Origin of the sequence: Rhizobium sp. 16-488-2b, assembly GCF_017741815.1 — a bacterium.
GTDB lineage: Bacteria > Pseudomonadota > Alphaproteobacteria > Rhizobiales > Rhizobiaceae > Rhizobium.
Window position 1 is genome coordinate 84,772 of record NZ_JAGHMF010000017.1, and the last position, 13,118, is coordinate 97,889.

Genomic DNA, 13,118 nt, shown 5'->3' on the forward strand with positions numbered 1-13,118 from the left:
CGCGCGAACCACACAAATAATCATATAAAACCTTAATCCTCAAAAGGATCGGTCACAAGTATGGTGTCATCGCGCTCAGGACTTGTAGACAGGAGAGCGACGGGGGCGCCGATCAGCTCCTCAACCTGGCGGACATACTTGATCGCCTGGGCAGGCAGATCGGCCCAGCTGCGCGCGCCGACGGTCGATTCCTTCCAGCCCTCAAGCGTGATGTAAACAGGCTCAACGCGCGCCTGGGCAGCCTGGCTGGCCGGAAGATAATCGATCTCCTTGCCATCAAGCTTGTAGGCGACGCAGATCTTCAGTTCGTCGAGACCATCGAGAACGTCGAGCTTGGTGAGCGCGATACCCGTGATGCCCGAGGTCTTTACCGTCTGGCGAACCAGAACGGAATCGAACCAGCCGCAGCGACGCGGACGGCCGGTATTGACGCCGACTTCGCGGCCGACGGTCGAAAGATGCTTGCCGACGTCGTCGTTCAGCTCGCACGGGAACGGACCTTCGCCGACGCGGGTCGTGTAGGCCTTGGTGATGCCGAGAACATAACCGATCGCCGTTGGGCCGAGACCGGACCCTGCGGCAGCCTGGCCGGCAACCGTGTTCGACGAGGTGACGAAGGGATAGGTGCCGTGGTCGTTGTCGAGCAGCGCGCCCTGCGCACCTTCAAACAGGATACGGGCGCCGGCCTTGCGCTGGTCGTCGAGGATACGCCAGACCTGGTCGACATAGGGCAGAACCTGGTCTGCGACGTCGTTCAGTTCCTTCTCGAGCGATTCCACCGAAATCTCCGGCAGGCCAAGGCCGCGGCGCAGCGCATTGTGGTGCGTCAGCAGGCGGTCGATCTTCGCCGGCAGTGCTTCCTTGTCGGCGAGGTCGATGGCGCGGATCGCGCGGCGGCCGACCTTGTCTTCATAGGCAGGACCGATGCCGCGGCGGGTGGTGCCGATCTTGGTGCCGCTGTTGGAGGCAGCATCTTCACGGAAGCCATCGAGATCGCGATGCAGGGACAGGATCAGCGGCGCGTTGTCGGCGATGCGCAAAATCTCAGGCGATACGTTGACGCCCTGGGCACGCAGCTTCTCGACTTCGGCGACGAAATGGTGCGGATCGACGACGACGCCGTTGCCGATGACGCTGAGCTTGCCGCGCACGAGGCCCGACGGCAGCAGCGCCAGCTTGTAGCTGACACCATCGATGACCAGCGTATGGCCCGCATTGTGTCCGCCCTGATAGCGCACGATCACATCGGCACGTTCCGAAAGCCAGTCGACAATCTTGCCCTTGCCTTCGTCACCCCATTGCGAACCGACCACAACTACGTTCGTCATTCACGTCTTCCTGTTAAAGGCGGATTTAACCGCTCCCTGCTCAAACCCGCGCATCTATAAGGCTTTGTTTTTGGGAAAGCGACCCTGTATTGCCGTCTGAATTGGCTTTTTACGTGACAAATCAGCTATTGGCAGGCTATTTGCCGCCATCGTCGGAGGAAGTTCTGCGCCCGCGCAGCCGACCGGGAGAGAATCGGCCGTGCAGTTTGCCGCCTACATATGCCTTGTCGTTGCCGCGATGTGCTGGGGTGGCAATACCGTTGCCGGAAAACTGGCGCTCGGTCACGTCAGCCCGATGATGCTGACCTCCCTGCGCTGGTTCGTCGCAACGGCGATCATTGCCGCCATATCCGTGCCGCAGCTGAAACGCGACTGGCCGGTCGTGCGCAAAAACCTCCCTCTGCTCTTCTTCTACGGCATCGTCGGCTACACGCTCTTCAATGCCATGCTTTATTCCGCGGTAAAATATACGACCGCCATCAATGTCGCAATCGAGCAGGCAGGCATCCCGATGCTGATATTCCTGCTCAACTTCCTATTCTTCCGCACCGGCGTGTCGCTCGCCCAGATCCTGGGTTTTGCGATGACCCTGCTCGGCGTAGCGCTGACGGCCGCCCATGGCAGCCTGACCACGCTTTTGGAGCTCGGCCTCAACACCGGCGACGGCCTGATGCTGGTCGCGGTCGCCGCCTACTCCGTCTACACCATCTTCCTGCGCTGGAAACCGCCGCTCGACTGGCGCACGCTGATGGCGGTGCCCGCACTCGGCGCCATGCTGAGCGCGCTGCCGCTTCTGGCCTGGGAGGCATCGATGGGTGCGGCACAGGCTCCCGACGCGACCGGATGGCTCATCACCATCTACACGGCGATCTTCGCTTCGCTGATGGCACAGGTCTTCTACATCAAGGGCGTGGAATGGATCGGCGCCAACCGCGCGGCGCTCTTCATCAATCTCGTGCCCGTTTTCGGCACGCTGTTTTCGGTCGCCCTGCTCGGCGAAACACTGCAGACGTTCCACATCGTGGCACTGGTCTTGACGCTCGGCGGCATCGCCATCGCCGAAAAGGGCCGCCCCAATCGAGTCGCCCCAGCGACGTCGGACGCGAGCTAGTTAGCCCAATTCCAGCGTGGTGACGCCAAAGACATTCTTCAGCGGAACGGTGGGAACGGCGCCGCGATACATACGCGCCGTCTCGAACACAGGCTCCAGCCCCATGCCGACCGCAAGCGCCACCGCGTCGCGATTGTCGGAGGGGATATCGATGAACACCCGTGCGCCCTTCGCCTCCTGCCCGAGCGTGGAAAGCAGCGCCGCGGCGCTGTCCGCATCGGCGGCAAACAGCGGCCCGATCTTGTATCCGTCATAACAGCGGCGGATCGTGCCATAGCCACGGATCTTGCCGCTCTTGCGCACGACGGCCGTGCGCCGATGCTTGCGGTTGGTGCACCACGAGGTCACGAAAGCCGGGCGCTGCGCCGAAAACACGCTGGCGTCATAACGCACCAGCCCGTCCAGCTTGTCGGTCACGGGCGTGGCGGTCAGCGACGACGATGGCAAGGAGCCGATCACGCCGCCATAGCGAACCGTCTTGTAGGCTTCCTCGAAGCCGGCCTTGCGGTAATTTTCCTGCTGGGCAACCACGCCATCGAGCCCGATGCTGCGGCCATTCGCAGACGCGATGCCGGCATCCCAGATCGCCCTGCCGTAGCCCTTGCCGCGAAATTCCGGGTGAACCATGTAGAGCCCGAGAAAGGCCAAGTCGTCGCCATACTTGACGACAGAGATCGAGCCAACGGGGACTTCGCCAACCGCGCCGACGAAAAACCCCGATGGATCCGCGTCATGAAAGGGAAGCGAATCGTCGAGACCTGGATTCCACCCCTCCTGGCGCGCCCATTCGAGCACTAGCTCCAACTCACCGGGCCGCATGGGGCGAACGGCAAACTCCGAATTCATGCAATCTTCCCAATCAGGCCCACGGCGAGCGCACACAGGCGGCATAATATGATGAAATCAAGTCTAGCGGCCGCGATACGCGATCGATGACCAGGAAACATGTTCTCTACGGAAGCGATCTGCATCGATCGACATGACGTCGGACACAGAAAACCTTCCGGCCGGAATCATCATGGAACAAGGAAACTGTAATCTCAAGACAATTACTTAAGAGACCATGAAGCTCACTGGGCTTTGCGAGGTTTGAACGGAAAAGAACTTGCGCCGACAGGTCGTCCCCGTCTCCCGACACTGAATTAGGATGTTTTTCCCAATTCTTACAGGAGACCCGCAATGCTTCTCGGTATCGCCCTTTCGACTACTCAATCCCCCACCCGGCAACGCCCCGGCGCCCGTGCCATCATCGCATTCGGAGACAGCCTCACCGAGGGTGCCGGCGCATCGTCCCGCGACACCACCTTCCCTGCCATCGCCGCCAACCTCTTCGATCCGCCGAGGAGGATCATCAATCGCGGTATCGGCGGCCAGACCTCGACGGAGATCGCGGCCAGACAAGGCGGCGTGCCGCTGCTGCTTGCGGTCGCCGGCGGCGATATCAGGAACCTCTATCCGCATACACGCGACTGGATGGACCGGTTCGAGACCGGCATCGTCAACGGCCTCACCCATGAATGCATCAACAAGGGCATCGACGAAAACGGCCTGCCCTATGGCGACATCAGGATCCATGGGACGGCGACAGCCGGCTTCACCGACATCGGCCGGCAGATCTACGGCGCCATCGCCGCCAACTACCTCGCGGAACCCGGCAACCGCTGGACGATCTCAAGCGCGATCCAGATGATCGCCGGCTCCACAACGGGCATAGCGGGCATGCGCCTGCTGCTCATCGAGGCCGAAGAACTCGGCGGCTATCTCGCCGAAATCGCCGCGCCCGCTTTCGCCCTCGACGGCACGCGGAGCCACGTCTCGGCGACAGCGACCAACACCCACAACTTCATCCGCTCCACCCACCTGCTCGACATCATCCCGGGCAGCGCGATCGACATCACGCTGCGCATATTCCCCGGCCAGTTCGAACAAGGGGCGGCCGCGACCGCGCTACAGCTGACACCCGGCGACGGCGAAATCCCCGCCTACCACCCGGAATTCTCGCGGCGATACCGCTTCGATCAGGGTAGCGACGGCTGGCTGCCGCGCCTCCAGGACGGCCACGCGACCCCAGTCTCGACGCTAGACGGCAAACTAATCGTCGAAAACGACGACGCCGGCGTGCTGCGAGGATGCGAACTGGCCATCGCCGAAATCCCCGGCGGCCAGATCATCCCAGGCGGCAAGCTCATCCACATCGCCTTCGACATCGAGCTCATCGACGGCAGCGGCCAGATCCATGTCGGCGGCCTCAGCGCACCGGGAGGCAGCTGGGCGACGACGACATCGGACGGCGACCCGACATGGCCGATCTCGGCGAGCGGTCATTACGAACTGGTTTTCTCAGCCGGCAATCTCGCCAGCGCAAACCCATCCTGCGAGGCAATCGCCTTCCTCAGCAGCGGCAGTCTTCTCCGCTGGTCGCTCGACAACATCGTCATCGAATGGGGCGACGAGACCCCGCAAGTGGAGGTTCTCTATCGATCGGTCGAGGCGCTGCACGGCGCCAACGGCGCCATCGGCCTCAGCGGCACGCTGGCCGGCGTGGAGGGCACGCTGACGACCGATGGCGGCACGCGCCACCTGTTCACGCGCAGCCATGCGGGCGATGCCGTGGCCACCGCATACGCCACGCCCTTCTTGCCCAGCGATGCGACCACAAGCCAGATCCAATGGCTATGGGCCGGCCGCAACAATGCGGTCACACCCGAGACCGTTCTCTCCGACATCGCGGCCATGACGGCCAATGTGCCCGGCCACCGCTATCTGATCGGCTCCATCCTGCCTTCGGCCGCCGACACCCCCGAAACGCGCCAGACAATCGCCGCCCTGAACGCCGATCTGGCCACCCTCTACACAACACGCTTCGTCGATCTCCACGCCGCCCTTACCGCCGCCGCGAACGAAACAACCTGGGACCAACAGGACATCGCCGCCGGCCTCGTACCGAGGTCGCTACGCGCCGATGCGCTGCATCTGAACGACCAGGGCTATGCAATCGCCGCCGCAGCCTGGGTGTCTGCGACGCTGGCTATGGGCTGGTGACGCGCGCGAAGCTATGGACTGGTAGCCCGGGCGCGGATCGGCCGCGCCGGATTGCCGGCGTAAACGGTCCACGCGGCAAGATCGCTGAAGGCAACGCCCCGCGCCCCTAAAACCGCCCCCTCCCCGATCGAAACGCCGGGGCCGACAAAGGCCTCGGCCGCGACCCAGGCAGCCGCGCCAATGGTGATCGGCCGAGCTATTAGTTGGAACGACGCATCATCGATATCATGCGACCCGGTGCACAAATGCGCGCCCTGCGAGATCACCGCGCCGCGTCTGATATGAACAGGCGCGATGCAATAGATGATTGCCCCGCGACCGATCAGCGTGTTCTCCTCCATGACCAGATGCGGCGGATACCAGATCCGCGCCGATCCATGCACCCGCGCATTGCGCGCCAGCCGCGCCCCAAAGAGCCGCAACAGAACCGCCCGCCACCGATGCAACGGCGCCGGCGTCCACGCCGCCAGCAGCGCCCAGACGATCCCCCAAACCAACCGCAATGCACGATGCCCGACACTAAAGCTCGGCCCGCCCTCACGCGAGCCGGATCGGGCAGCGTCGAGTATGCCGAAATTTTCCTCCACGCTATCGCTCATCGTCGCAACCGTTCCTGATAGAGCCGCGCCGGATAAGCTTGGTCCCGGACCGGCCGCGACAAAGCCAAAGCAACCGCGACCTGGAAAACGAACAACGGCAGCACCGCGCCAACAGGGCCGCGCAAAAGGATAGGCAAAGACGAGGCGATGAGAATACGCAACACGCTGACGCCGCCGAACACGCCCCACTCCGCCATCAGCACCGACCGCAGCAGCATCGCCGCAACCATCCCGCCGAGCGCGACGCCGGCAAAGCCGAAATCCATGTAGAGATCGCAGCCGACGAAGAAGGACAGGTTCGGCGTCCCGTACATGCCCGCCGCAAACAGCTCGTTCCCGACATCGAGCCCGCCCACGACAGGCTTCCCGGGCCAGACCGCGCGCGGCACGAAGAACAACAGGATGGCGGTGAGCTTCTCGCCCCACATCTGATCATGCGCCGACATGAACCGCACCGCATGAACCGCCATGTCGAAGACATCGACGGAGGGAATATCGAAAAAGTTGCCGATAACGGATATCTCGGAGAGACCACCCACGCCATCCAGTCCAAGGCGTGTGGTGATATTCAGCACCGGAAACAGGATCGTCAATGCCAACAGGCCGGCAACATAAAACCACGCAGCCGAAACCCTGCCGCCGCAAAGCGCCAGCATGACCGGCCCCCAGACCGCCAGCAGCATGAAGCGCGGCGCATTGAACGGATTTCGCGAGACCGCCAGCAAGGCGATAACGAGAAGCAGCGGCGCGAGAGACATCAGTCGCGATCGGGACACATGAAACCGCACCGCGACAAGGCAAGCCGTTACCGACTGCAGGCCGAGAAAGAACAGGCTGCCGATGAAGGCCTGCGCGGGATCCTGCTCCAGCCGCGACGACAACAGCCGTTCCAGTCCGCCTTCGGATGCGACGAAGAATGCGAAGGCGAGCCCGTTCAGGGCCAGCAGAACCGGCGTCGGCAATGTCGAACCACCCGCTTCGGCGGCCGGCTCGTCTCGCTCCATCTGGACAAACAGAAACGGCAGACAAAACAGGACGACGATCAGCATGGCTGCAATGAACTCGTGCGGCTCGTAGGCATAGGCCGTGATCGCCGTAGCGCCGCCGATCCGGTCCCCATGCATGCGCTGCAGCGGCGAGATCACGAAATAGACGAAGAGACAGAACCAGAAGACATCGCCGATCTGGAACCGGCGTGACTGAATGCGATGCAGCCCCACCAGCACCATGAGGAACATCGGCAGCGTCAAGAGAACGACGAAGAGGCTATCGGCGAAGGGCAGATTGGCGAGATAGAGCGCCGTAACGGTCCAGAGCCTGATCATGCACTGACCCGCAGGATCCTGCGCCCGTCCACTCGCCGGAACACCGAAGCCCAGATCACCAGCGCCCCCACCACATGCGTCACAACTTCCGCCACCGCCAGCCCGACAAGCCCAAGCAACGCCGCGAGACCGGCGCTCGCTGCAAAGCCGATCAACATGGCCAGCACGGCGGCAAGGGCCACGACGCGAAAGCGGCCAAGCCCTTGGGCAGCCTGCGCCAGCGTCTGCGACAGCGCCCCCGTCATCACCCCGACAGAAAAGAGCGCCACCACCAGACCCGATTGCGCAAAGGCGCCACTCATGAGCAAGAAGCAACCGCCGCCAACCAGCATCAATCCAAGCGTCAACGCAATCGCAAGCAGCGTCGCCAACCGCTGCGCCTCAAAGCCCGCCCTCAACGTGGCATGACCCTGCTGAAGGCCGCGAACCATATCGGGAAAATGCGCGCGCCGCACGAACTCCAGGACCTGCGAGGCGGCCGCCGCGATCTGCCTACCATAGACGAACAGCCCCACACCCGCCTGCCCCAGAACCGCCGCGCAAACCGCGATCTGGAAGCGAAACGACAGCTGTCCGGGCAGGATCGCTAGCATCACGCCCAATCCCTCGCGGGCAAAGAGGCCGCAATCCGCGACGCTGACCGGCACCACACGCACCGAGCAGCCCAGCCGCCAAAGCACGGCCAGTTGCGCGACGATCGCGAAGGCGTAGCCCAGCGACAGCGCCACCCCGAGGATCATGCCGGCATCGGCCGATTGCGCTCCCGCCGCGACCAGCGCGATGGCGGACGCGATATAGGCAAGCATCCCGGTCAGCCCGCTGATGCCGCTAAGCCCCAGCCCATCGAAGACGCCGGCCGCGTTGAATGCCGATATCAACAGCGCCGGGATGGCGGCCGGAATATAGGCTCGCGAAAATCCGTCTCCGCCAGACCAGGCGTAGAAGAGCGCCGCCACCGACAGCACGAGTGCAACGCCAAGCCGAACAACCGATGCCTGCCAGTAGCAGCGCCGCGCCACGTCCCGCATCTCGCCGTCCCCCGTCAGTGAAATCCGCCTTGCAACGACGACAGGCGCGCCGAAGTCGACAATCATCAATACCAGGATGGCAAAGGAGAAGTGCGTCGCGAACGCCGCCAGGAGATCGAGCGCGCCGCGATGGATCAGCCATGTCTGCGCCAGGAAGATCGATCCCTGCCCGACCGCGAAGCTCAGGATCAACAACACCGCGTCGGTCGAGCCGCGCGCCCGCCCGCCCATGGCGGAGAGCCTATTCCACCGAGGAAAGCCGCGTCTCACGCGGCACTCCGCAGAAGCTGGGTTTCGATCCAGGCATAGGTTTTTTCCAGGCCGTCCATCAGGCGCTGGGTCGGCCGCCACTGGAGTGTCTCGGCAATCAGCCGATTGTCCGATCTGCGCCCGCGAACGCCCATCGGCCCAGCGACATGCCGCTTGTGCAGCCGCTTGCCGGCGATCTCGCACACCATGTCGACCAAGCGGTTGATGCTCACCATCTCATCCGAGCCGATATTGACGGGGCCAGCAAAATCCGAGCGCATCAGCCGCATCGTGCCCTCGATGCATTCGTCGACATAGAGAAAGGAGCGCGTCTGCAGGCCATCGCCCCAGATCTCGATCTCGCCGCCATGATCGGCCTGCGCCACCTTCCGGCAGATGGCCGCCGGCGCCTTCTCTTTGCCGCCGTCCCAGGTTCCCGATGGGCCGAAGATGTTGTGGTAGCGGGCGATGCGGCAGGTCATGCCGTAGTTGCGGGCATAGGACTGATAGAGCCGCTCCGAGATCAGCTTCTCCCAGCCATATTCGCTGTCCGGTGCTGCGGGATAGGCGGAGGATTCCACGCAATTCGGGTTGTCGGGATCAGCCTGGTTGACGGCGGGATAGACGCAGGCCGACGATGAGAAGAATACGCGGCCAACCTCGCGCCGGCGGCATAGCTCGGCGACATTGAGATTGATCGTCGCCGAATTGTGGATGATGTCGGCATCGTGCTGGCCGGTGAAAATATAGCCGGCCCCGCCCATATCGGCCGCCAGCTGGTAGACCTCGTGGAAGTCGCGATCGATCACCCGTTCGCAGACGTCGATCTGCCTCATATCTCCGACGATGAACTCGTCGGCCACGCTTTCCTCATAATCCGGCAATTTGAGATCGACGCCGCGAACCCAAAAGCCGTCGCGCTTCAGGCGGGCAACGAGGTGGCTACCGATAAACCCTCCGGCGCCGCAGACAAGTGCAGTCTTTTCCAGCATGCAACGCCCCCCAGCGTTAGATTGCCTGTTTCTCCATCTGATAAAGGCCGGCGAAAATCGCCTCGAAACGGTCGGTGATCGGCTCGATCGCGAAATTTGCCCGGGCATAGGCAAGGCCGTTCGCCCCAAGCCTGCGCCGTAGCGCGACATCGCCAGCGAGCCTTCCAAGATTGCCGATAAACCCCGCCGCATCACCAGGATCCGACGCAAGACCGGCATCAGCGCGCGCGATGAGCCGTCGCGCCAAGTTGTTGCGTGGCACGGAGGCCAGCACCGGCCGCCCGCATCCAAAATAGGTCAGCACCTTGGATGGCACGCAGAAGGCCCCGGCCCCCTCTTCGATCATCGCGACCAGGATATCGGCTGACCCGAGCACATCGGGCAGATCGGTAAACGGCACCCACGGCTTTCCGCGCAGATTGCTGACACCTTCCGCCGCCGCCTTGCGTGCCAGGTTTTCGGCAATCGCGCCCTCGGAATGAACGTCGATCGCAACAGGCAGCGCTTTCGCCGCCTGTAGTAGCAGATCGGGATTGTGCTTGTAGCCGAGCGTGCCGGCATAGACCGCCCGGATCAGGCCATCGCCTTTGTCGCTCTCGGGCACCACCGGTTCCACCGATCGCATTTCATCCAGCGGCGCCCAGTTCTCGATGACGGAGAGCCGACCCGGCGTGATGCCGTTTTGCCGGAGATATGGAACGAAGTCGTCGGTGATCGCGACGACATGATCGCTTTCTCTCAGCAGACCGAATTCGAGCCGCTGATATCGGCGCGCCACAGCATTCCCGATCAGCGGAAACGCCGCAGGCAGAAAGCGGGCGATGGCCTCGCTGTAGATATCCTGGAGCCAGAAAACGAACCGCGCTCCGCATGCGCGCGCAGACTTGTGAATGACGGCTTGCGTGTCGAGCGGTGCATTGGCGGAAAGCACGATGTCAGGCCGAAACCGCCTGATCTCGCTGGCCACCATCCGCCCGAACTCGATCTCCTGCGCCCGACGCTTCAGGAAGCTCGATTTCTGAAACGGCTCGGACAGCGAAAGACCGGCGATCCGAAACCCGGACGGATCGTCCCGCCGCGCGGCAAGATCACCCTTCGGCGTCTGGAAGCTTTCGGAATAGACGTGCAGAACCTCATGCCCACGCCGTGCCAACGCGCGCGCAAGCTGCACCTGAAACGGATGACCGGAATAATCGTGGACGAGAATGCGCCTTGCACGGACCATGCGTCGCTCTTCAACGAATGAGTGAAATCGCTATTTCAAATGCCTGCAATCAAGCGCCACCGAGAAAAATCGGGGCGCAGCCATGACGCGAATAAGGTTGCATTTATGAATGAGCTAAACCTTTAGTAACGCAACTAGTGTGTCAAGCGCACGTCGTCGATAAACGCCTGGATTGCACCTAAAGAGGTAGGCCACGGCGGAAGCGGCGGCCTCCACCCCCCTACCTAGCATAGGCGGTGCGCCACATAGGCTTGGCCTTGAAGCTGAACCAATGGCGCTGGTCCTGCCCGTTCAGCACCGCGATCACAGGCGTACCGCCGCCGACATTCCCCTTCAGCGCGGTCACAGCCTTTCGCGCGACGTTCTGCGGCGTCCGCGCCCAGCGAACCACGAAGAGCGCGACATCGCAGAGTCTCGCCAGATAGAGCGCATCCACCGCCGCCTCGACCGGCGGCGTGTCGATGACGACGTAGTCGAAATGCAGCCTTGCCCGCGTCAGAAGCGCCCGCACCCGCGCGCTCATCAGCAGCTCATCGGTCGCAAATTCCGCCGGCCGCGCGCCCAGAATGACGGAGAGGTTCGTGGCATGATCGACTGCCACCATGCTGGCGAGCCCAGGATCGGCCTCGCCGCGCAGCAGATTGACGAAAGCGGGTGTCGGCTCGCGATCGACGTGGCGGTGAATGCTGGGCTTCCTGAGGTCGCAATCGATGAGGAGCGTACGCTTTCCGGCAAGCGCATAGGTCCGAGCCAGCGCGGTAGCGAGCGTCGATTTCCCCTCGCCCGGAAGGCTGGAGGACACCATGATCACGATGCCTTCCTCGCGGGTATCCTCCGTCACGGGATGCCGGTTGAGAAGCGCTTGTTCGACCGAGACCCGGATCCGCCGGATGGACTCCGAAAAGACCGAGAGCGGCGCCGTCATGATCCGGTCGGAGAGCCCGCGCCCATGCGGCCGCTCCAGCTCGCCACCCTCCTCATGCGGCACCACCGATGCCAGCTGGATGTTCAGCACCGCCTCGACCTGGTCCTCCCCGGTAAATCCGCCAACAAAGAACTCCCGCAGAAAACCCGCCCCGATACCGAACCCAAGCGCGACGAGGCTCATGACGGCGAGGACAGCAGCAACCCTCGGATAGGATGGCTCGATCGGCGGCAAGGCCTCCGAAATCACCCGACTGTCAGCCAGTTGCAGGCTGGCCTGCGCCTCGAAATCCTGCAATCGGGTGAGCAGGTTCTGATATTGCGCCCGCGCAATCTCAGCCGATTGCTGCAGGCTGTAGAACTGCGTCAATGTCTCGGAGGGGGCTGGCGGCTGCGGCGTGCTTGTCGGTAGCGTGGCCGCTCGATTGAGCTGCGCATCGGCGACGCGCAGGCCGATATTGGCGTTCGTGAAGGCATCGCGCATCCCGGCATTGGCGGCAAGGAAGGCATCCAGCAGCCCCTCGTGGCTCGCAAGGCTGTCCTTGGCAGCACTCACCCGGGCCTGCAGGCTGTTGCGGGACGCGATCGTGCCCGCCACCTTGGCGTCGATCTGATGCCTGATGTAAACCGACGCCACGCGATTGGCGAGAAGCGCGGCCTTCGCGGCATCCTCGGATGTGACGCCAATGGTGATCAGATAGGTTAGCCCCTCGCGACGAACGCGGACAGCCTCCTTGAACGAGGCCAGCGTCTCGCGCTCGGCGTCATCCGTGGTGTGAGAGGATGCGCCACCGAAGCGAACCAAGATGCCCGTAAGATAGCCGGATCGCGGCGCGAATTCCGGGTCATCGGCCAGCTTGCCCTCGCGCACGACATCGAGAAGCACCGCATCGGACTGCGCAATCCGCACCTCCCCCTCGACGCGCGCGTTATCGGAAGCACTGGCAATTGCCGCGCTATCAGGCGCCAGCAGATTCTTGGCGCTGGTATCGACCACGACAAGCGCCTGCGCCGTATAGCGCGGCGTCAATACCGTCAGGACGATGGCGATCAAAGAAAGAATAGCTGCGGCGGTGGCCAAGACCACCCATATCTGGCGACGGAGAAGGCCTGAAATCATCCTGAGGTCGGCAATATCGCTCATACGAATGCATATCCTCGGAAAATGAGATCCTATACCCGCTCCAGTATCAATGATTAAAAGTTACCACATAAGATTGAAGGCATGACCCTAGATCAAAGTGGTAGTGCGCAGGAAGCCGTCGGGCAGACCGCGAACGGCCTGCCCGACGAAT

10 protein-coding genes are annotated in these 13,118 nt (G+C 62.9%); 2 read left to right on the forward strand and 8 right to left on the reverse strand.

Features of this window, described 5'->3' with window-relative positions:
- Positions 1-32: 32 nt before the first annotated feature.
- The gene (locus J5286_RS16860; protein ID WP_113235269.1) at positions 33-1,328 is read right to left on the reverse strand and encodes an adenylosuccinate synthase; all 1,296 of its coding nucleotides are present in this window, start codon (positions 1,326-1,328) and stop codon (positions 33-35) included.
- A gap of 199 nt (positions 1,329-1,527) precedes the next feature.
- Between J5286_RS16860 and J5286_RS16865 the strand changes: the two genes are divergently transcribed.
- Entirely contained in the window at positions 1,528-2,439 is a 912-nt protein-coding gene (locus J5286_RS16865) for a DMT family transporter (protein WP_209191370.1), read from the forward strand.
- Here the strand turns inward: J5286_RS16865 and J5286_RS16870 are convergent, their stop codons facing one another.
- Complete coding sequence (locus J5286_RS16870; RefSeq protein ID WP_209191371.1) at positions 2,440-3,285, reverse strand: GNAT family N-acetyltransferase; 846 nt, start codon at positions 3,283-3,285, stop codon at positions 2,440-2,442.
- 333 nt (positions 3,286-3,618) lie between these two features.
- Between J5286_RS16870 and J5286_RS16875 the strand changes: the two genes are divergently transcribed.
- Positions 3,619-5,481 carry an SGNH/GDSL hydrolase family protein gene (locus J5286_RS16875; RefSeq protein WP_209191372.1) on the forward strand — a complete coding sequence of 621 codons (1,863 nt, stop codon included), beginning with the start codon at positions 3,619-3,621 and terminating at the stop codon, positions 5,479-5,481.
- Positions 5,482-5,492: 11 nt separating this feature from the next.
- Here J5286_RS16875 and J5286_RS16880 read toward each other — a convergent pair whose 3' ends face one another.
- From J5286_RS16880 to J5286_RS16905, 6 genes are all read right to left on the reverse strand, one after another.
- The gene (locus J5286_RS16880) at positions 5,493-6,080 is read right to left on the reverse strand and encodes a DapH/DapD/GlmU-related protein (RefSeq protein ID WP_209191373.1); all 588 of its coding nucleotides are present in this window, start codon (positions 6,078-6,080) and stop codon (positions 5,493-5,495) included.
- Positions 6,077-7,405, reverse strand: coding sequence for a hypothetical protein (locus J5286_RS16885; protein WP_209191374.1), 1,329 nt, complete (start codon positions 7,403-7,405; stop codon positions 6,077-6,079). Before J5286_RS16885 ends, J5286_RS16880 begins: the two co-directional genes overlap by 4 nt.
- Complete coding sequence (locus J5286_RS16890; RefSeq protein WP_209191375.1) at positions 7,402-8,703, reverse strand: lipopolysaccharide biosynthesis protein; 1,302 nt, start codon at positions 8,701-8,703, stop codon at positions 7,402-7,404. Before J5286_RS16890 ends, J5286_RS16885 begins: the two co-directional genes overlap by 4 nt.
- Positions 8,700-9,674: an NAD-dependent epimerase/dehydratase family protein gene (locus tag J5286_RS16895; RefSeq protein ID WP_209191376.1), complete on the reverse strand. Its 975-nt coding sequence runs from the start codon at positions 9,672-9,674 to the stop codon at positions 8,700-8,702. Before J5286_RS16895 ends, J5286_RS16890 begins: the two co-directional genes overlap by 4 nt.
- A 16-nt stretch (positions 9,675-9,690) precedes the next feature.
- A complete protein-coding gene (locus J5286_RS16900; protein ID WP_209191377.1) occupies positions 9,691-10,899 on the reverse strand; it encodes a glycosyltransferase family 4 protein in 1,209 nt (402 codons plus the stop codon).
- 220 nt (positions 10,900-11,119) lie between these two features.
- The gene (locus tag J5286_RS16905; protein WP_209191378.1) at positions 11,120-12,967 is read right to left on the reverse strand and encodes a Wzz/FepE/Etk N-terminal domain-containing protein; all 1,848 of its coding nucleotides are present in this window, start codon (positions 12,965-12,967) and stop codon (positions 11,120-11,122) included.
- Positions 12,968-13,118: the final 151 nt, after the last annotated feature.